Below are 19,615 nucleotides of genomic sequence, written 5' to 3'. Positions count from 1 at the left end.
GGCTGCGAAGCAGCCCCCAAATCCGACATCCAATGCCATTTTTGTAAGCGCAGCGCACTCAAGCGCGAGCAAGCACCATGTTGTTCCTTCAAAGCATCGGTTTGCCACCGGTAATCCCATAGCGCTGACCGGTGATGTAGCTGGCCTCATCCGACGCCAGCAGCACATAAATCGGCGCCACTTCTACCGGTTGTCCCGGCCGTCCCAGGGGTGTCTGCCCGCCAAAATTCTGCACTTCCTCATCCGGCATGGTCGAGACGATCAACGGTGTCCAGATGGGCCCCGGCGCCACGCAGTTCACCCGGATGTTTTTCGGCCCCAGCATTTGCGCCAGGCCGGCTGTGAAATTGGCAATCGCGCCCTTGGTCGTGGCGTAGGGAAGGAGCGTCGGCTTGGGCATGTCCGAATTGACCGAGCTGGTGTTGATGATCGAACTGCCGGGTTTCATGTGCTTCAGCGCCGCCTGGCAGATCCGGAAGATGGCGGTGATGTTGACGTCGAAGGTCATCACCCATTCTTCGTCCGGGATGTCCTCGAAGTTTTCGTGGGTCATCTGGAACGCGGCGTTGTTGACCAGAATGTCGATACGGCCAAAACGCTCGACGGTTTTGTCGACCAGCGCCTGGCATTGCGCTTTGTGCGCGATGTCGCCGGGCAGCAACACGCACTGACGCCCGGCCTGTTCGACCCAGCGCGCGGTTTCCTGCGCATCTTCATGTTCGTTGAGGTAGGCCACGGCGACGTCCGCGCCTTCACGGGCGAAGGCGATCGCGACTGCGCGGCCGATCCCGCTGTCGGCTCCGGTGATCAGGGCAATTTTGCCGTCCAGGCGGCCGGAGCCTTTGTAGCTCTGCTCGCCACAATCCGGATACGGGTCCATTTTCTTCTGGGAGCCGGGGACCGGCTGGCCCTGCTTCTTGAAAGGTGGTTTTGGATAGTCAGTCATCGGAAATCTCCGTTCTCAAGGCAGAAGAGTCAAAGGGTGGACCCCGCTCTTTTGTCTTGAGTTCGGTTGGATTTCGGACGGTTGCTGAAACCTTCAAATCAACCCGACCTCCTGCGGGAGCTAGCCTGCTAGCGATGGCGTCGGATCAGTCAGCGTCTATGTCGACTGACACTCCGCCATCGCTAGCAGGCTAGCTCCCACGGGGGGGATTGTCTTTACCTTCAGATGGAATCAGGCCTTGAGATTGATCAGGCTGCGCTCCATCCGCGCAATCCCTTCTTCCAGCATCGCGCGCGGACAACCGAAATTCAGGCGGACGAACTGTTTGCAGTCATCGCCAAAATCCAGGCCTGGGCTGAGCCCGACCTTCGCCTGTTCAAGGAAGAATTGCTGCGGATTATCCAGACCCAGCGCCGAGCAATCGAGCCACGCCAGATAAGTGCTCTGCGGTACGTTCATGGTGACGCCCGGCAGCCGGGTGCGAACGGCATCGACCAGGTAATCGCGGTTGGCTTGCAGGTAACCCACCAGCTCGGTCAGCCACGGCCCGGCTTCGGTATAAGCCACGCGTGTCGCTTCCATACCCAGCGGGTTGACGCTATCGACCATGCCGCAACGGGCGTGGTTGACTCGCTCACGCAAAGCCCGGTCCTGAATGATCATGAACGAGGTCTTCAGGCCGGCGATGTTGTAGGCCTTGCTCGCCGACATCAGCGTAATGGTGCGCCGGGCGATTTCAGGGCTCAACGACGCGGTGGGAACATGTTTGCGCCCGTCGAAGCACAGTTCGGCGTGGATTTCGTCGGAGATGATCCAGGCGTCCTGTTCGCGGCAGATGTCTGCCACCGCTTGCAGTTCGTTCCGTGGGAACGCCTTGCCCAGCGGGTTGTGCGGATTGCTCAGTAGCAACGCGCCGCCACCGGCCAGCGACTGGCGCAAGGTATCGAGCGGCGTGATGTAGGTGCCGTCAGCCTGTGTGTCGAAATTCAGTTCAACCTTGTTCAGGCCCCAATGGCCGGGGGCATGCCGCAGCGGCGGGTAGTTCGGAACCTGGACCACGACGTTCTGTTGCGGTTGCACCAGTGCGTTCAGGGCCATGTTGAAACCCGACTCCACACCCGGCAGGAAAATCAGTTCCTGCGGCTCGACGCGCCAGGTGTATTTGTTCCAGAGGTCGGCAACGATGGCGTCGCGCAAGTCGTCCTGCGCCACGCTGTAGCCGAGCAATGGATGCTCCAGACGTTTTTGCAGGGCCTGGATAATCACCGGCGGCGCGGCGAAGTCCATGTCGGCGACCCACATCGGCAGAACCTCGGCCGGGTAGCGGCTCCACTTGGTGCTGCCGGTGTTGTGGCGGTCGAACACCTGATCAAAATCGAAAGTCATGCTCATCTCATAAAGGCCGGGATTAATTCGGCAGACATGATAAGGCCAAGCCCCTGTGGGAGCGAGCCGTGCGGAGAGGGGATTTGTGGTGAGGTGTTTTGTGGCGAGGGGATTTATCCCCGTTCGGCGGCGAAGCCGTCGTAGATCCTGTCAACCCGGTATGACCGAAAGAATGCAGGGGGCTGCTTCGCAGCCCAACGGGGATAAACTCCTCGCCACAAAGGCTCTCCCACGGGGGAAAAACCTGGGCCGGCGGTCGGTTTTCACACAGTCTTCGACTGCATTGTCTAGAGTTTGAAGTGTCGGTAGCTACGCTGCCGCCGCCGTGATTGCCCCGAAAAACCCGGCACAAGTACCGGGTCTTCACCTGATCAGGAGTGCACGATGGATCTCAACCGTCGTCAGTTCTTCAAGGTCGCCGGTATCGGCCTTGCAGGCTCGAGCCTGGGCGCGCTGGGCATGGCCCCGGCGCCGGCCTTCGCCGAGCAGGTGCGCCACTTCAAGCTCGCCCACACCCATGAAACCCGCAACACCTGCCCGTATTGCTCGGTAGGCTGCGGCTTGATCATGTACAGCCAGGGCGATGCCGCCAAGAATGTCGCGCAAAACATCATCCACATCGAAGGCGATGCCGACCATCCGGTCAATCGCGGCACGCTGTGCCCGAAAGGCGCGGGGCTGCTGGATTTCATTCACAGCCCCGGCCGCCTGCAATATCCGCAGGTGCGCAAGCCGGGCAGCACGGAGTGGACGCGCATTTCCTGGGATGAAGCGCTGGATCGCGTCGCCGACCTGATGAAGGCCGACCGCGACGCCAACTTCATCGAGAAAAACGCCCAGGGCCAAACGGTGAACCGCTGGCTGACCACTGGTTTTCTTGCGGCTTCGACGGCGTCCAACGAAGCGGGTTACATCACCCACAAGGTCATTCGCAGTCTCGGCATGCTGGGGTTTGATAACCAGGCGCGTGTCTGACACGGCCCGACGGTGGCAAGTCTTGCCCCGACGTACGGCCGTGGTGCCATGACCAATACCTGGACCGATATCGCCAACGCGAATCTGATCCTGGTGATGGGCGGCAACGCAGCAGAAGCGCACCCATGCGGTTTCAAATGGGTGACCGAAGCCAAGGCGCACAATGCCGCGCGGCTGATCGTGGTCGACCCGCGATTCACCCGCACTGCATCCGTGGCCGACTATTACGCGCCGATTCGCACCGGCACCGACATCGCCTTCATGGGCGGGCTGATCAATTACCTGCTGACCGAGGACAAGATCCAGCACGAGTACGTGCGTAACTACACCGACGTATCGTTCATCGTCAAAGCCGGGTATGGCTTCGAGGATGGAATCTTCAGCGGGTACGACGTGACCAAACGCGCGTACACCGACAAGTCCGGCTGGGGTTATGAACTCGGTGAAGACGGCTTCGTCAAGGTCGACCCGACCCTGCAAGACCCGCACTGCGTCTATCAATTGATGAAGCAGCATTACAGCCGCTACAACATCGAGCTGGCCAGTCAGATTTGCGGCATGCCCGTGGACGCCATGCAAAAGATCTGGGAAGAGATCGCCACCTGCTCGCAACCGGGCAAGACCATGACGATCCTCTATGCCCTGGGCTGGACGCAGCACTCGATCGGTTCGCAAATCATTCGCAGCGCCGCCATGGTGCAGTTGCTGCTGGGCAACGTCGGCATGCCGGGCGGGGGCGTCAATGCCTTGCGCGGGCACTCCAATATCCAGGGGTTGACGGACCTCGGGCTGCTGTCCAATGCGCTGCCGGGCTATCTGACGTTGCCGCAGGACGCGGAGCAGGACTACAACGCCTACATCACCAAACGCACGCAAAAACCATTGCGGCCGGGGCAGCTGTCCTACTGGCAGAACTACAGCAAATTCCACGTCAGCCTGATGAAAGCCTGGTACGCCGGCAACGCTACGGCCGAGAACAATTGGGCGTACGACTATTTGCCGAAACTCGACATCCCCAACTACGACATCCTCAAAGTGTTCGACCTGATGGGGCAGGGCAAGGTCAACGGTTACATGTGCCAGGGCTTCAACCCGATTGCCGCGTTGCCCGACAAAAACCGGGTGATGGCGGCGCTGGCCAGGTTGAAATGGCTGGTGGTGATGGACCCGCTGTCCACCGAGACCTCGGAATTCTGGCGCAACGTCGGGCCGTATAACGATGTGGAAACCGCCGGCATCCAGACCGAAGTGATTCGCCTGCCTACCACCTGTTTCGCCGAGGAAGACGGCTCTCTGGTCAACAGCAGTCGCTGGCTGCAATGGCACTGGAAAGGCGCCGACGGCCCTGGCGAAGCGCGCACCGACGTGCAGATCATGAGCGAGCTGTTCCTGCGCCTGCGTCAACGCTATCAAGCCCATGGCGGCACTTATCCCGACCCGATCCTCAAACTGTCGTGGTCCTACAGGATTGCCGACGAACCGGCGCCGGAAGAGCTGGCCAGGGAGATCAACGGCTACGCCACCACCGACTTCACCGATGCGACGGGTGTGGCGATCAAGGGCAAGGCGCAACTGGCCGGCTTTGGTCAACTCAAGGACGACGGCAGCACCGCGTCAGGCTGCTGGATCTTTTGCGGCAGCTGGACCGAGGCCGGCAACCAGATGGCCCGGCGCGACAACAGCGATCCGTATGGCATGAAACAGCACCAGGGCTGGGCCTGGGCCTGGCCGGCGAACCGGCGGATTCTCTACAACCGCGCCTCCTCCGACCCGCTAGGCAAACCGTGGGACGAGAAAAAACGCCTGGTGTGGTGGAACGGTAAAGTCTGGGGCGGCACCGACGTGCCGGACTTCAAGGCCGACTCGCCACCGGAAGCCGGGATGAATCCGTTCATCATGAACCCCGAAGGCGTGGCGCGGTTCTTTGCCGTCGACAAGATGAACGAAGGCCCGTTCCCGGAACACTACGAGCCGTTCGAGACGCCCATTGGCATCAACCCGCTGCACCCGGAAAACAAGAAAGCCACCAGTAACCCGGCGGCGCGGATCTTCGATTCGGTATGGGATTCCCTCGGCGTGGCCAAGGATTACCCGTACGCCGCCACCAGCTACCGGCTGACCGAGCATTTCCACTTCTGGAGCAAGCATTGCAAGCTCAACGCCATTTCCCAGCCGGAGCAGTTCGTCGAGATCGGCGAGGTGCTGGCCAAGGAAAAAGGCATCGTTGCCGGTGACCGGGTGCGGGTCAGCAGCAAACGCGGGCATATCGAAGCGGTGGCGGTGGTGACCAAGCGGATACGCCCGCTGCAGGTCAACAATCAGGTGGTGCACCAGATCGGCATCCCGTTGCACTGGGGATTTACCGGGCTCACGCGTCACGGTTACCTGACCAATACCCTGGTGCCGTTCCTCGGCGATGGCAACACCCAGACCCCGGAATCCAAGTCATTCCTGGTCAACGTGGAGAAAGTCTGAATGGCCAGCCAAGACATCATTGCCCGCTCGGCCACCACGACGGTTTCGCCGTCAGTGCGCAATCAGGAGGAAGTGGCCAAGCTGATCGACACCACCAAGTGCATCGGCTGCAAGGCCTGCCAGGTCGCCTGTTCGGAATGGAACGAGCTGCGCGACGACGTCGGTCACAACCTCGGCACCTACGACAATCCCCAGGACTTGAGCGCGGAAACCTGGACCCTGATGCGCTTCACCGAGCACGAAACCGACGCTGGCAACCTCGAATGGCTGATCCGCAAGGACGGCTGCATGCATTGCGCCGAGCCAGGCTGCCTGGCGGCGTGCCCGAGTCCGGGGGCGATTATCAAGCACGCCAACGGTATCGTCGATTTCGATCAGGACCACTGCATCGGCTGCGGTTATTGCATCACCGGCTGCCCGTTCAACATCCCGCGGATCTCGCAAAAGGATCACAAGGCCTACAAGTGCACATTGTGCTCGGACCGGGTCGCTGTAGGCCTGGAACCGGCCTGCGTGAAAACCTGTCCGACCGGGGCGATTGTGTTCGGCACCAAGGACGACATGAAGGAACACGCCGCCGAACGCATCGTCGATCTCAAGAGCCGCGGCTTCGCCAACGCCGGGCTGTACGATCCCGAGGGCGTGGGCGGCACGCACGTCATGTATGTGTTGCATCACGCCGACACGCCGGTGCTCTATGCCGGTCTGCCGAATAGCCCGACGATCAGTCCGCTGGTGGAATTGTGGAAAGGCGTGAGCAAACCCTTGGGCTTGCTGGCCATGGGGCTGGCGGTGTTGGCCGGGTTCTTCCACTACGTGCGCGTTGGCCCGCAGATCGTCGAGGAAGACGAACTTCCGGTCCTCAAAGACCCTGCGGTGCATGAAGTCGATCCGGCGGTGCACACCTTCGATCCGCGCGGGGAGGACAGACCATGATCCGCAGACAGATCCTGCGCTACACCTCGAACCAGCGCACCAATCACTGGCTGGTGGCGATCTTTTTCTTCATGGCGGCGTTGTCGGGGCTGGCGTTGTTTCATCCAGCGTTGTTCTGGCTCAGTCACCTGTTCGGCGGCGGGCCATGGACGCGCATCCTGCATCCGTTCATGGGTGTGGTGATGTTCGTGCTGTTCCTGGGGCTGGTGATTCAGTTCTTTCGGGCGAACTTCTTTATCAGCAATGACCGCTTGTGGCTGCGCCGCGTCGGGCGAGTGATCCAGAACGAGGAGGAGGGCGTGCCGCCGATCGGCAAGTACAACCCGGGGCAGAAGTTGCTGTTCTGGACCTTGCTGCTGTGCATGCTCGTGCTGCTGTTCAGCGGGCTGGTGATCTGGCGGGCATATTTCAGCGAGTATTTCGGCATCACCTCGATTCGCTGGGCGATGTTGCTGCATGCCTTGGCGGGATTTGTATTGGTGTTGAGCATCATCGTGCACATCTACGCCGGTATCTGGATCAAGGGCTCGGTCAGCGCCATGGTGCATGGCTGGGTCAGCCGTGCCTGGGCAAGGAAACACCATGAGCTCTGGTACCGGGAAGTCACGCGCGATGAACACCCCGAACGGCCGGCCAGCAAAAAAGGATAAGCCCCTTGGCGACAATTCTTCAGCCTGGCGAGATTGAAGCGGCGGCGAGTTCTCCGCCGTTCCTGCACTTGCCGCCGAACAACCTGTTCGCGTTGCGAGCACAGCGACTGGAACGGTTGGCTGAGGGGCATCCTTTGGCCAATTACCTGCTTCTGGTGGCAGGCCTGTGTGGTGTTCAGCAGCAGTTGATGGACGATCCCCCCGTCGCTACGTTGCCGGACCCCGAACGTCTGCGGGCTTGCCAGCAGCATGGCTTGCCGCCGTTTGCTGCCGACGGTCTGGTACGCGAGGACGGTTGGTTGCCTTGGCTGCATGCGCTGTTGCAGCGTTATCGGCCACCGTCGCAAATGGAAGTCGAGAGCGCGCTAACCCGTTTGCGAAATGCCAGCGTCGGCCAACTCAAAGCCTGGGCAATTGCTTTGGTCAGCGGCCAGTTTGCGTTGCTGCCGGCGGAGTTGGTGCCATTTCTGGGCGCCGCGTTGCAGGCTGCCTGGAGCCATTGGTTACTGAGCACGCCTGATCTGGCCTTGAAACCCGGCGACAGTCTCAGCCAGTGTCCGGCCTGCGGTTCTCCGGCGATGGCCGGGGTGATTCGGCATCGCGGCAAGCACAACGGCTTGCGCTATCTGGTGTGTTCGCTGTGTGCCTGTGAATGGCATGTGGTGCGGGTCAAATGCGTGTATTGCGAGCAGAGCAAGGGTCTGGAATATGTCAGTCTTGATGATGATCGCCATGCTGCCAATCAGGCGCCGTTGCGCGCCGAGGTTTGTCCCGGTTGTCGCAGTTATCTGAAATTGTTGTATCTGGAAAATGATGCTGATGCTGAAGCGCTGTCGGGGGATTTGACCAGTCTGATGCTGGACATGCGCCTGGAGCAGGAAGGGTATCAGCGGGTGGCGCCGAATCTTTTGTTTGCGCCTGGGGGGGATTGAAGCTTTCTTGCAGGGGCCTCTCGGGGACATCTCCATTTCTTCGGTAACGGCCGCCGATGGTTCCGCTCTTACAGCGGGTTACTTGGAAAAGCGCCAACTAACCAAGCGTTTTTGCCCCGTTCGTTCGGAACCCGATCTCCTGTGGGAGCTAGCGGTGTAAACCCACCGCGTTGATTCAGATCGCCCGCGTTATCGTTAACGATCATCGCTAGCAGGCTAGCTCCCACAGGGGATTGTTGGCGGGCATGACACGGGTGTTTCCCACCAATGATCCTGACAAACTTCACGCCGGCTATCAGGCTGCCTCGCTTTTGCTTTTGATCTTGATCTGCCCCGTCGTAAGGCCGAGCGCAGGTTCTGCGCTCAGTCCAAAAAAAAGGTCGGCTGTCAGGTCGCCATCGTACGAGCGTCAGGCATACGCAAATTCATTGCGGGAGCGAGCCCGCTCGCAAAGAGTCCCAGCGACTACACTCAGGCGGTCAGCCGTTTACGGGAGCCCCTGATGCCCTCCAGATCCGCCAACCCGGCCTTGCGATTGCCTTCCATCGACAGTTTGCTGCGCCATCCGGCATGCCAGCCACTGTCCGAGCGCTATGGGCGCGAAGCGCTGCTGGGCAGTTTACGGCAACTGCTGGATGACCTGCGTGAACCGGTCATTTCAGGGCAACTCGACGCCATCGAAATCACCCCCGACACGTTGGCGGGCAGGGCTGGCGAACGCCTTGCCCGTCAGCATCGCAGCCATGTCCGTCGCGTATTCAATCTCACCGGCACCGTGCTGCACACCAACCTTGGTCGCGCGTTACTGCCGCAGGAAGCGATTGACGCGGTGCAGATGGCCGCCCGCTATCCGCTCAACCTGGAATTCGACCTGCACAGCGGCAAGCGCGGCGACCGCGACGACCTGATCGAAGGCCTGATCCGCGAACTGACCGGTGCCGAAGCGGTCACCGTGGTCAACAATAACGCCGCCGCCGTGCTGCTGACGCTCAACAGCCTGGGCGCGCGCAAGGAAGGGATCATTTCCCGGGGCGAACTGATCGAAATCGGCGGTGCGTTCCGCATTCCCGACATCATGGCCCGGGCCGGGGTGAAGCTGCATGAAGTCGGCACCACCAATCGCACCCACGCCAGGGATTACGAAGCCGCCATCGGCCCGCGCAGTGGATTGGTGATGCGCGTGCATGCCAGCAACTACAGCATTCAAGGCTTCACCACGAGCGTGCCAACTGCCGAATTGGCGGAGCTGGCGCACAAACACGGTTTGCCGCTGCTCGAAGACCTCGGCAGCGGCAGCCTGCTGGACTTGACTCGCTGGGGCTTGCCCGCCGAACTGACGGTGCGCCAGGCACTGCTCGACGGTGCAGACATTGTTACCTTCAGCGGCGACAAACTGCTCGGTGGCCCGCAGGCCGGGCTGATCGTGGGTCGCAAAGACCTGATCGTGAAGATCAAGAAGAACCCCCTGAAAAGGGCGTTGCGCGTCGACAAACTGACCCTGGCCGCCCTCGAAGCCGTGCTGGGTCTTTACCGCGATCCGGATCGCCTGGCGGAACGCCTGCCGAGTTTGCGTCTACTCATCCGCCCGCAGACAGACATCTTCGCCCAGGCCGAGCGACTGCAACCATCGCTGGCCAGGGTGTTGGGCGAGGGCTGGCGCGTCAGCGCAGTGCCATCGCTGGGCATGATCGGCAGTGGCAGCCAACCCGTGGCGCGCCTGCCGAGCGCGGCACTGTGCCTGCGACCGGAGGTCAGCAAGCGCCTGCGCGGTCGGCGGTTGCTTGAGCTGGAGGCTGCGTTCAGAAAACTGGCCATTCCCGTGCTCGGTCGCCTCGATGATGACGCGCTGTGGCTGGATCTGCGGCAACTGGACGACGAGCCGGCATGGCTGGCGCAGCTCGATCAACTGCAGGTGACCGGGTGATCGTCGGCACCGCAGGGCACATCGATCACGGCAAGACGTCCTTGCTGCAGGCCTTGACCGGTCAGGCGGGCGACCGTCGCCGGGAAGAGCGTGACCGAGGCATGACCATCGACCTCGGTTATCTGTATTCGGCGCTCGAACCCGGCGCGGCCCTGACCGGTTTTATCGACGTGCCCGGTCATGAACGCTTCACCCACAACATGCTGGCTGGAGCGCAAGGCATTGATCTGGCGCTGCTGGTGGTGGCCGCTGATGACGGCGTCATGCCCCAGACCCGGGAACACCTGGCCATCGTCGAACTGTTAGGCATTCCCCGGGCGCTGATTGCGATCACCAAATGCGACCGGGTCGATACTTTTAGAGTGCAGGCCGTGCGCGAACAGATCGCCGCGTTGCTCGCGCCCGGTCCTTATGCCGGCGCGCCACAGATTGCGCTGTCGAACACGACCGGCGAGGGTATCGAAACGCTGCGCCAGGCCTTGCTGGATGCGCAAAAAGAAGTGCTCCAGCGCCATACCCTCGGCGGATTTCGCCTGGCAATTGATCGGGCTTTCAGCGTCGCTGGTGCGGGAATTGTGGTGACCGGCACGGCGTTGTCCGGGCAGGTGGCGGTCGGCGACACACTATCGCTCGGTCCACAGGGCAAACCGGTGCGGGTGCGTGGCCTGCATGCGCAGAATCAGGCAGCCGACAGCGCCACGGCGGGCCAGCGAGTGGCGTTGAACCTGAGCGCCGAGCGCCTGTCACTGGAGCAGATTCACCGAGGGCACTGGCTGCTGGCCGAGTGGCTGTATGCGCCGACCCAGCGGCTGGACATCGACCTGCATCTGTTGATCAGCGAAGCCAGGACGTTCGAACATTTTCAGCCTGTGCACGTGCACCTCGGGACTCAGGACGTAACGGGGCGAGTGGCGTTACTGGAGGGTTCCAGCCTGGCGCCGGGTGAGCGCATGTTCGCGCAACTCCTGCTCAATGCCCCCGTGCAGGCGGTGCACGACGACCCTTTGATCCTGCGTGACCAAAGCGCTCAGCGCACCCTCGGCGGTGGCCGGGTGCTGGACCCGTTCGCGCCATCGCGACAGCGCCGAAGCCCAGAGCGACTGGCGCAATTGCAGGCGCTGGCCTCGACGACACATCTGGAAGAGGTCTTGCCGGCGTTGCTGGCCAACAGCGACACCGGGCTAGACCCGCAGCGTCTGGAACGTCAGTTCAACCGCCCGCGCAGCACCTGGCATTTACCCGAGGATGTCCGCCTGATCGATACGCGCCAGGGACAACTGTTGTTCCGCACACTGCGCTGGGAAACGCAAAAAGCATTGCTGCTGGAACATCTGGCGCGCTTTCATCAACTGGAACCGGATCAAATGGGCCCGGACCGGGATCGCCTGCGCCGGTTCGCCGGCACGGCGCTGGACCGTGCGACGTTCGTCAGCCTGATCGACGAACTGCTGGCCGCTGGCACTCTCGCTGCCAGCGGACCGTGGCTGCACTTGCCCGGTCATCAAGTACGCTTGAGCGCGGAGGACGAAGCCCTGTGGCAACACTTGCAACCGTTGTTCGAACAGGCCGGATTCGATCCCCCGTGGGTGCGTGACCTGGGTTTCGATGAGGTGACGGTGCGCTTGCTGCTGCGCAAGATGGCGCGCCTGAGCCTGGTGCATCAAGTGGTCCGCGACCTGTTTTATACAGACGCAATGCTGCGTCGTATGGCGGCTATGCTCTTGCAACTGGCGGCGCAAAACGAGGTGATTCAAGTCACGGCGTTTCGCGATGCGGTGGGCCTGGGGCGCAAGCGCAGTATCCAGATTCTCGAATACTTCGACCGGCTGGGCCTGACCCGACGCTTTGGCGACAAACGTCATATCCGCCTCGACAATGCCCTGGCGCAACGAGCAGAAAACTGACTTCAAGGAAGGCAATCGCGCCCGGTGGCGCGGCCGGGCTTCAAACCCGGTTGGGGACGGCATCCGTTCCCGGGCAGGTTCGACTCCGGCTGCCTTCCGCCAATTTCCCTTCACAGATGCCCGAAGTTCAGCGGGTACTGGATGACCACGTACACCCGGTCGATGTCATCGCCTGCCTGGGCGGTGTTGGCTCGATGGGACACATGGGACAATTGCAGGGACAATCCTTTGGCCGTGCCGGACTGCACGACGTAGCGCAGGTCTATGTCGCGCTCCCAATGCCGGCCGCCATCGCCTTGTTGCGGCATGTAGTCACCGACGGACTCATCAAAAGGGTTGTAGGCGCCGCCCTTGGGCGCATGGGTGCCGTCGATCTGGCTGCCCATGACGTAACGCGTCATGAAATTCAGGCCGGGAATCCCTAAGGTGCCCAAATCGAGGTCGTAACGTGCCTGCCATGAGCGTTCATTGGCGCCGTTGAAGTCGGCGTACTTGATCGAGTTGGCCAGGTAGATCGAATCGCCGCCGACAAAATCGAATGGCGTGTCGCCCGTGATTTTTTGATACGCCAGCGTGAAGGCATGTGCAGCGACGGTGTACTTGCCCGAGAGACTGAACGCGGTGTTATCGATGGCGCCGGCCAGCGCTTTGCCGGTGTCCTGCGTATGGTAGAGATTGGCGTCGAGGAATACCCCGGGCTGCTTCAGGTGCAGGTTGGCGTAATACTGACGCCAGGTGTCGCTGAGTTCGGAGGCGTAAAGCGCACCGCCGACGGGGCGTTGGGTGAACAGGTCGGTGCCGAGAAATGTAATGCCGCCAGCCTCTGTGTTGGCGCCATAGCCATAGAAGTCGCCTTTGCCCGACGAACTGTCCTGGTTCTTGAACGCCGTGAAATGACCGGCCACCAGATTCAGGTCGTCGATTTCGCGGCTGTTCAGCAGCAAGCCTGTGGCGTACTCCGGTTGCAGGCGTTTGTCCGCGGTGTCGAATACCGGGGTTTCGACCATCATTTCACCGAAGGCCAAGGTGGTTCGGGAGGCTCTGATTTTCAGCGCGCCACCGCCACTGGAGTAGTTGCCTTCGCTACGACCGTCATCATTTACGGGCAGCAATCCGGTCCCGGAATGCCCCTTGCCGCCATCCAGTTTCAATCCCACAAAGGCATGAGCATCCAGGCCAAACCCAAGCGTACCGGGTGTGAAACCGGATTCAAAAGCGCCGATAAAGCCTTGAGCCCATTCCGCTTTATAGCTTTTGCCTGTCGGCGAAGGGGATCGGTAATCGCTATTGAGGTAAAAGTTGCGGCTGAGCACGTCAAGCGTCGCGCCGTCCAGAAACCCTTGTGCGGGTTCATCAGCCAGGGCTGTTCCGGCGAACAGCATCGATAACCAGAAGGGCAACCCGGCGCGAAGATCTTGCTTGCGAAACTTCATCGTCAATGACCACGCACCAGCGACTGCGGAATGTCCACAGTCGCTTGCTATTAAAAGGAAACCGCTTAGTGGCCTTCCGAAGCCCCGAACATGGTCTTGGCGTAAATCAGCCCCAGACCGTAGGAACCACCGTTGGCAATCGAGGTTTTTACGGTTTCGTCATAGGTCTCGGTACGTGCCCAGTCGCGCTGCAGTTCAAGCAGGTATTGCAGCGAGGTCATCGGCCGCGCGCCGATCTGGATCATGCGCTGCATGGCCATTTCATGAGCTTCGGTGCTGACGTCGCCACAGGCATCGGCAATCACATAGACCTCGAAACCCTGGTCGATGGCCGACAGCGCCGGGCCGACGATGCACACGGAGGTCCACAGGCCGGCGAGGACGATTTTCTGTTTGCCGATCTTGTTGACTTCGACGGCGATGCGTTCGTCTTCCCAGGTGTTCATGCTGGTACGGTCGATGACGTTGTGTTCCGGGAATACCGATTTGATTTCGTCGAAGATCGGGCCTGAGAAGCTCTTCTCGGCAACCGTGGTGAGGATGGTCGAGACCTTGAAGCCACGTGCAGCCTTGGCCACCAGCGCGGCGTTGTTGCGCAGGGTCACGGCGTCGATCGACTTGGTCGCAAAGGACATCTGCGACTGGTGGTCGATCATGATCAGTGTGTGGTCGGTCGGGGTCAGCAGGGTTTTGCCGGGAACTGCTTTTGCGATAGCCATGGCGAGGTCCTTACGGGTGAGTGAGGAGGCCATGGTTGCGTAAATTCATTCGGGGATATTGAACCGGTGTGCTGTGTTTTGACTTTCTTGCGGGGCGGGATCACCGCGCCGCCCCGCGCAATAAAAGCTATCGCACGGGACAGTCCATCATTGCATCACGTACCGACCGGGGGCCGATTCAAGTGCAGGATACTGCGCATTGCCGCTGTGCGGCGCCGAAGGCTGGCGTTCGCCGCCGTGTTCGGCGAGCCAGGCGAACCAGTCGTTCCACCAGCTGCCGGGATGTTGCTCGGCATTCTTGAACCAGGTATCGGGGTTTTTCGTGACCCGGTTATTGGTCCAGTAATGGCGCTTCTCCTTGGCGGGCGGGTTGATGACCCCGGCGATATGCCCCGAAGCGCCCAGTACGAAGCGTTTGGTGCCGGACAGCAGTTCGGTGCTGGCGTAGGCGCTTCGCCAAGGCACGATGTGATCGTCATGGGTAGCGAGGATGTACGCCGGCGCGTCGATGGCGCGCAGATCGAGCCTGGCGCCGCAGCAGTCCAGCTCGCCGGATTTCAGATCGTTCTGCAAATAGGTGTGGCGCAAATACCAGCAATACATCGGGCCGGGAAGGTTGGTGCTGTCGTTGTTCCAGAACAGCAAATCGAGAGGGATCGGCTTCTGGCCCTTGAGGTACTTGTCGACGTTGTAGTTCCACCACAAATCATTGGGGCGCAACAGCGAGAAGGTGTTGCCCATGTCCTCGCCCTTGAACAGGCCGATGGGGCCGTCAACGCCACCGATGGTGCGCTCGCGGTAAGCCACCAGTTGCTCGTCGACGAAGATGTCGATAGGGCCGGTGTCGAGGTAGTCCAGGAACGTGGTCAACAGGCTCACGCTGCCGATTTCGCGATCACCGCGGGCCGCCAGCACCGCCAGCGCGGTGCTCAGCAGCGTGCCGCCGATGCAGAAACCGACGCAATTAGGCCGTTGCTCGCCGCTGATTTCACGGGTCACTTGCAGACCTTTGATGATGCCGGTTTCGATCAGGTCGTCCCACGTGGTGCCTGCATGTGCCTGATCGAAGTTGCGCCACGACATCAGAAACACTGGATGACCTTGTTGCAACAGGTGGCGAACCATCGAGTTGTCCGGGCGCAGGTCAAGGATGTAGTACTTGTTGATCGACGGCGGGACGATGAATACCGGTCGCCGATATTGGGTGTCGCTTTGCGGGTAGTACTGAATCAACTGGAAGAGGTCGTTCTCGAATACCACTTCGCCGGGCGTGCTGGCCAGGTCGACGCCGACCTTGAAGGCGCCGCTGTCGCACTGGCGCATCTTGCCTTCCTGCAGGTCGCTGGCCAGGTGCAACAGGCCCGTGAGCAGGCTGGCGCCTTGAGTGTCCGCGGCCCGCTGCAGAGCATCGGGATTGCTGACCAGAAAATTGCTCGGCGCGCCCGCGGCGATGGCTTGCTCTACGAGGTACAGCAGGCGCTGGCGGGGTTTCTTGTCTTTGATCGGAAGTTTGTCGAGCAGTTTGAGCAGGAACCCGGCGTTCAGCAGGTAAAACGCGGCGAGGGAGCCGAACAGCGGCTCGCGCCAGTTGCCACTGGCAAAACGTCGATCCTCAAAGGTGAAGGGCTGGCCGCTCATCAGCCGGTGCCCAAGGTCCGCCCATTGCTGCTGATAGTCCGACTGGAGGCTGTCCAGGGTGTCGCGCGGCAAGTCGAACCACTCGTTGTATTCCTGCCCGGTAAACCACGGATTGGTGCTGACCCATAAACGTAATTGTTGCACTGCAAAGGAGGCAATGAACGGAACCTGGCCGGACCAGAAGGTATTGAAGGTGTGCGCGTTATTGTCCATGGAACTCCTTGCCCACATCAGTAAACCGGGCAGAAAAAAACCGCGGTGCCGGAATTCGGCACCGCGTCAGCAGTCAAGCAAGCAGTCCTGTGTTTCTTCTTATCGTTCGATGACCAGACTGACGCCTTGGCCGCCGCCAATGCACAACGTGGCCAGGCCCTTTTTGCCGTCACGGCGAATCAATTCGTGCACCAGCGACACCAGAATCCGCGCGCCCGACGCGCCGATCGGATGGCCCAGCGCAATCGCGCCACCGTTGACGTTGACCTTGCGGGTGTCCCAGCCCAGTTCCTTGCCAACTGCCAGTGATTGCGCGGCGAACGCTTCGTTGGCTTCGATCAGGTCGAGGTCGTCCAGGCTCCAGCCGGCTTTCTCCAGCACCAGACGGGTGGCCGGAACCGGGCCGATGCCCATGATCGACGGGTCGACGCCTGCGCTGGCGTAAGCCTTGATGCGTGCCAGCACCGGCAAGCCGAGGGCCAGGGCCGTGGTGGCGCTGGCCAGCAGCAACACGGCGGCGCCATCGTTGAGGGTCGACGAGTTGCCGGCGGTCACGCTGCCGTCTTTCTGGAACGCCGGTTTCAGATTGCTCAAGGCTTGCAGCGTGCTGCCCGGGCGCGGTTGTTCATCCGTATCGAACACCAGCGGATCGCCCTTGCGCTGAGGGATCAGGATCGGCGTGATTTCACGCTTGAAGTAGCCTGCTTCGATGGCGGCAGCCGCTTTCTGTTGCGAGGCGGCGGCGAAGGCGTCCTGGTCTTCGCGGGTGAGGCTGTACCGCGTGGCCAGATTTTCAGCGGTGATGCCCATGTGGTAGTCGTTGAAAACGTCCCACAAACCGTCCTGAATCACGCTGTCTTGCAATTGCGCATGACCCAGACGCAGCCCGGTGCGTGCCTTGGGCAGCACATAGGGCGCCAGGCTCATGTTTTCCTGGCCGCCGGCAATCACCAGTTCGGCGTCGCCGCAACGGATCGCTTGAACAGCCAGTTGCACGGCCTTGAGGCCCGAGCCGCAGACCTTGTTCAGGGTCAGGGCCGGGGTAGTAAAGGGCAGGCCGGCCTTGATCGCCGTCTGGCGTGCCGGGTTTTGTCCCGAGCCTGCGGTGAGGACCTGGCCGAGGATCACTTCATCGATCTGCGCGCCGTCCAGACCGGTTTCTTCCAGCAGACGGCGAATCACTGTGGCACCCAGCTCGGTGGCTGGAATCGCGGACAAGGCACCCTGAAAACTGCCAACGGCGGTACGAGTAGCGGCAACGATTACGACTTCGTTCATGCATGACCTCATTAAAATTTTGTCCTGCGGGAGCAGGGCGTCCGTGCCCTGATCGGTCTACTGCATGTTCATGCCGCCGTTCACCGAGAAGTCGGCGCCGGTGCTGTAGCCCGATTCATCGGAAGCCAGCCAGGCCACGATCGAAGCGATTTCTTCGGGTTGGCCGAGGCGCCCGACCGGGGTGGCCGCAATCATGGTGTCGAGGATGTCCGGGCGGATGGCGGCGGTCATGCTGGTCTGGATGTAACCCGGCGAGACGGTGTTGACGGTCACGCCCTTGCCGGACACTTCCCGCGCCAGTGCCATGGTGAAACCGTGGATGCCGGCTTTGGCCGCGCTGTAATTGGTCTGGCCGAACTGGCCGCGTTGACCGTTGATCGAAGAAATGTTGATGACCCGTCCCCAGCCCTTGGCCAGCATGCCTTCGATCACCTGTTTGGTGGTGTTGAACAGGCCGCTGAGGTTGGTGCCGATCACCGCGTTCCAGTCTTCGGGGGTCAGTTTGCGAAAGGACGCATCGCGGGTAATGCCGGCGTTGTTGACCAGCACGTCCACCGCTCCGAATTGTTCGTGGGCCGTCTCGAAAGCCTTGCGCGTCGACTCCCAGTCGGTGATGTCGCCGTAGATGCACTCGAACTGGTAACCCGCTGCCAGCTGGGTGGCAATCCAGTCGTTCTTGCGGGCGGAATCGGCGCTGCAACCGACGATGACCTTGAATCCTTCTTTGTACAGGCGCTGGCTTATGGCCGTGCCAATCCCACCCATACCACCCGTGACCAACGCAATACGACCAAGCGACTTCATAAGCTCCAATCCTTTTTTGTTTTTGCGCTGCAAGATGGGCGATTGTTCGGTATTGGCAAGGGATGCGGAAGTGTTGGGAGGTGACGGTGTGGTGTCCAACGGTGCCATGCGCGGTTTGGCGACTTCGATGCGACGAATGGCCTGAAACAGTGGCTAAAGGTGAGGACTACCTATACTGGGATCAATATTGGCAACGACATCACCCGTTAGAATTTTGATTCATCGCAGATCAGTCATGGCTCCGGACAGGATGTCCGGTTCCACAGGTCATTGAGGACGCCATGTATAAAATGAGTTCAGGCTATGCCAGCGTGCTGGTAAATACGCTCTCGGCTCAAGGACTGGATGTTGCCAGTCTGTGTCGGGAGGCTGGACTAGACATTGATCTCGCCAATAAACCCGGAGCGTTTTGCGAGCGAAAGGCCATCTATCGACTCTGGGAACTGGCCGCTGAGGCCTCGGGCGATCCGGACATTGGCCTACGGGCCTATGGCAGTTTCCACCCCGGCAGCTTTCAGATCGTGGGCTACACCATGATGTCCAGCCTGAATCTGAAAAAAGCCCTTGAACGCCTGGTCCGTTTCAGTCCGTTGATTGGCACCGGGTTCAGCCTTTTCTTTACTTCGGAACAGCAACATTACCGTCTGTCCGGGCTCGACCATCAACAGCAGGGGTCGGTCAAGCCGCGGCAATACACCGATGCCGGGCTGGCATCATTGCTGGGTTTCTGTCGCAAGCTGTCGGGCGGCAACGCACCGCAACCCTTGAGCGTTGAGTTCACTTATCCCGAGCCCGAAGACATCTCCGAGCATCAGCGGCTGTTTGGCTGCAATCTGCAGTTCGACGCGGCTTACGACAGCATTTTGTTTGACCGGGAGGAGCTGATGCGGCCTTTGAGCATGGCCAACGAAGCGTTGGCGGTGCTGCATGACAGCTTCGCCGAGGCGCAGCTGGACCTGCTGTTCGGTTTTTGCATTGTCGGCCGGATTCGCGCGCTGATTACCGAGCGCTTGAGTCAGGGGCAGGGGCAGTGCGACATGGAATCGATCGCGGCGGCGTTGAACATCAGCAAACGAACACTGCAACGTGCGCTGGAAAAGGAAGGGACACAATTCAGGGACGTGCTGAACGCGGTGCGTCGACAACTGGCGGATTTCTACCTGCGTCATTCTCACTTCAACATGAAGCATGTCGCGTATCTCCTTGGTTTTCATGATCACAGCAGCTTCAACAAAGCCTGCAGCCGCTGGTTCGGCATGACACCGGGGCAGTACCGGTCCGATGAATCGTTTGAGATCGAGGAAGCCGCGCCGGTGTGACTTTCCCTGCGGGAGCGGGGTTGTGTGGCGAGGGAGCTTGCTCCCGCTCGGCTGCGAAGCAGTCGCAAGGATTTTGGGGCCGC

Annotated in this window: 14 protein-coding genes and 1 tRNA gene; 8 read left to right on the top strand and 7 right to left on the bottom strand. The window is 60.8% G+C overall.

Annotation, left to right across the window (positions count from 1 at the left end; all coding sequences use genetic code 11):
• Positions 1–88 precede the first annotated feature (88 nt).
• Together ACM6IQ_RS29100 and ACM6IQ_RS29095 are read right to left on the bottom strand one after the other, a co-directional pair.
• On the bottom strand, positions 89–946 hold the full coding sequence (locus tag ACM6IQ_RS29100) for an SDR family oxidoreductase (protein WP_017338784.1): 858 nt from the start codon (positions 944–946) through the stop codon (positions 89–91).
• Positions 947–1,177: 231 nt separating this feature from the next.
• Positions 1,178–2,332 (bottom strand): MalY/PatB family protein, encoded by a 1,155-nt coding sequence (locus tag ACM6IQ_RS29095; RefSeq protein WP_414880480.1) that lies wholly within the window; start codon positions 2,330–2,332, stop codon positions 1,178–1,180.
• A 384-nt stretch (positions 2,333–2,716) separates the two neighbouring features.
• Between ACM6IQ_RS29095 and fdnG the strand changes: the two genes are divergently transcribed.
• The 7 genes from fdnG to ACM6IQ_RS29060 all read left to right on the top strand — a co-directional run bounded on the left by fdnG (position 2,717) and on the right by ACM6IQ_RS29060 (position 12,230).
• Positions 2,717–5,782 (top strand): formate dehydrogenase-N subunit alpha, encoded by a 3,066-nt coding sequence (gene fdnG, locus ACM6IQ_RS29090; RefSeq protein WP_414880479.1) that lies wholly within the window; start codon positions 2,717–2,719, stop codon positions 5,780–5,782.
• Positions 5,783–6,718, top strand: a complete 936-nt coding sequence (fdxH, locus tag ACM6IQ_RS29085) for a formate dehydrogenase subunit beta (RefSeq protein ID WP_017338788.1) — start codon at positions 5,783–5,785, stop codon at positions 6,716–6,718.
• Positions 6,715–7,368, top strand: a complete 654-nt coding sequence (locus tag ACM6IQ_RS29080) for a formate dehydrogenase subunit gamma (RefSeq protein WP_414880478.1) — start codon at positions 6,715–6,717, stop codon at positions 7,366–7,368. Before fdxH ends, ACM6IQ_RS29080 begins: the two co-directional genes overlap by 4 nt.
• A gap of 5 nt (positions 7,369–7,373) precedes the next feature.
• On the top strand, positions 7,374–8,300 hold the full coding sequence (gene fdhE, locus ACM6IQ_RS29075) for a formate dehydrogenase accessory protein FdhE (protein WP_414880477.1): 927 nt from the start codon (positions 7,374–7,376) through the stop codon (positions 8,298–8,300).
• A gap of 502 nt (positions 8,301–8,802) precedes the next feature.
• Complete coding sequence (selA, locus tag ACM6IQ_RS29070) at positions 8,803–10,224, top strand: L-seryl-tRNA(Sec) selenium transferase (RefSeq protein ID WP_414880476.1); 1,422 nt, start codon at positions 8,803–8,805, stop codon at positions 10,222–10,224.
• The gene (selB, locus tag ACM6IQ_RS29065; protein ID WP_414880510.1) at positions 10,221–12,128 is read left to right on the top strand and encodes a selenocysteine-specific translation elongation factor; all 1,908 of its coding nucleotides are present in this window, start codon (positions 10,221–10,223) and stop codon (positions 12,126–12,128) included. The genes selA and selB overlap by 4 nt, the downstream gene beginning before the upstream one ends.
• 6 nt (positions 12,129–12,134) lie before the next feature.
• Positions 12,135–12,230, top strand: a tRNA-Sec gene (locus tag ACM6IQ_RS29060).
• An 8-nt stretch (positions 12,231–12,238) separates the two neighbouring features.
• Here the strand turns inward: ACM6IQ_RS29060 and ACM6IQ_RS29055 are convergent.
• The 5 genes from ACM6IQ_RS29055 to phbB all read right to left on the bottom strand — a co-directional run bounded on the left by ACM6IQ_RS29055 (position 12,239) and on the right by phbB (position 18,213).
• Positions 12,239–13,561, bottom strand: coding sequence for an OprD family porin (locus tag ACM6IQ_RS29055; protein WP_414880475.1), 1,323 nt, complete (start codon positions 13,559–13,561; stop codon positions 12,239–12,241).
• Positions 13,562–13,626: 65 nt separating this feature from the next.
• Positions 13,627–14,280, bottom strand: coding sequence for a hydrolase (locus ACM6IQ_RS29050; protein ID WP_017338794.1), 654 nt, complete (start codon positions 14,278–14,280; stop codon positions 13,627–13,629).
• 147 nt (positions 14,281–14,427) lie between these two features.
• Positions 14,428–16,131, bottom strand: a complete 1,704-nt coding sequence (phaC, locus tag ACM6IQ_RS29045; protein WP_414880474.1) for a class I poly(R)-hydroxyalkanoic acid synthase — start codon at positions 16,129–16,131, stop codon at positions 14,428–14,430.
• Between the two features lie 99 nt (positions 16,132–16,230).
• Complete coding sequence (locus tag ACM6IQ_RS29040; RefSeq protein WP_414880473.1) at positions 16,231–17,409, bottom strand: acetyl-CoA C-acetyltransferase; 1,179 nt, start codon at positions 17,407–17,409, stop codon at positions 16,231–16,233.
• A gap of 57 nt (positions 17,410–17,466) precedes the next feature.
• Positions 17,467–18,213 (bottom strand): acetoacetyl-CoA reductase, encoded by a 747-nt coding sequence (gene phbB, locus ACM6IQ_RS29035; RefSeq protein ID WP_017338797.1) that lies wholly within the window; start codon positions 18,211–18,213, stop codon positions 17,467–17,469.
• 281 nt (positions 18,214–18,494) lie between these two features.
• Between phbB and ACM6IQ_RS29030 the strand changes: the two genes are divergently transcribed.
• Entirely contained in the window at positions 18,495–19,532 is a 1,038-nt protein-coding gene (locus tag ACM6IQ_RS29030; RefSeq protein ID WP_017338798.1) for an AraC family transcriptional regulator, read from the top strand.
• Positions 19,533–19,615: the final 83 nt, after the last annotated feature.

This window comes from Pseudomonas sp. IT-P100 (genome assembly GCF_949767185.1).
In the GTDB taxonomy this organism is placed as follows: domain Bacteria; phylum Pseudomonadota; class Gammaproteobacteria; order Pseudomonadales; family Pseudomonadaceae; genus Aquipseudomonas; species Aquipseudomonas fluorescens_B.
This window is presented reverse-complemented; position numbering and strand designations above follow the sequence as displayed.

What these genes read in the sequence shown, in the direction of transcription:
- ACM6IQ_RS29100 (WP_017338784.1), bottom strand. Translation starts at nt 946, where the DNA reads ATGACTGACTATCCAAAACCACCTTTCAAGAAGCAGGGCCAGCCGGTC.
- ACM6IQ_RS29095 (WP_414880480.1), bottom strand. Translation starts at nt 2,332, where the DNA reads ATGACTTTCGATTTTGATCAGGTGTTCGACCGCCACAACACCGGCAGC.
- fdxH (WP_017338788.1), top strand. Translation starts at nt 5,783, where the DNA reads ATGGCCAGCCAAGACATCATTGCCCGCTCGGCCACCACGACGGTTTCG.
- ACM6IQ_RS29080 (WP_414880478.1), top strand. Translation starts at nt 6,715, where the DNA reads ATGATCCGCAGACAGATCCTGCGCTACACCTCGAACCAGCGCACCAAT.
- selA (WP_414880476.1), top strand. Translation starts at nt 8,803, where the DNA reads ATGCCCTCCAGATCCGCCAACCCGGCCTTGCGATTGCCTTCCATCGAC.
- ACM6IQ_RS29055 (WP_414880475.1), bottom strand. Translation starts at nt 13,561, where the DNA reads ATGAAGTTTCGCAAGCAAGATCTTCGCGCCGGGTTGCCCTTCTGGTTA.
- ACM6IQ_RS29050 (WP_017338794.1), bottom strand. Translation starts at nt 14,280, where the DNA reads ATGGCTATCGCAAAAGCAGTTCCCGGCAAAACCCTGCTGACCCCGACC.
- phaC (WP_414880474.1), bottom strand. Translation starts at nt 16,131, where the DNA reads ATGGACAATAACGCGCACACCTTCAATACCTTCTGGTCCGGCCAGGTT.
- ACM6IQ_RS29040 (WP_414880473.1), bottom strand. Translation starts at nt 17,409, where the DNA reads ATGAACGAAGTCGTAATCGTTGCCGCTACTCGTACCGCCGTTGGCAGT.
- phbB (WP_017338797.1), bottom strand. Translation starts at nt 18,213, where the DNA reads ATGAAGTCGCTTGGTCGTATTGCGTTGGTCACGGGTGGTATGGGTGGG.
- ACM6IQ_RS29030 (WP_017338798.1), top strand. Translation starts at nt 18,495, where the DNA reads ATGTATAAAATGAGTTCAGGCTATGCCAGCGTGCTGGTAAATACGCTC.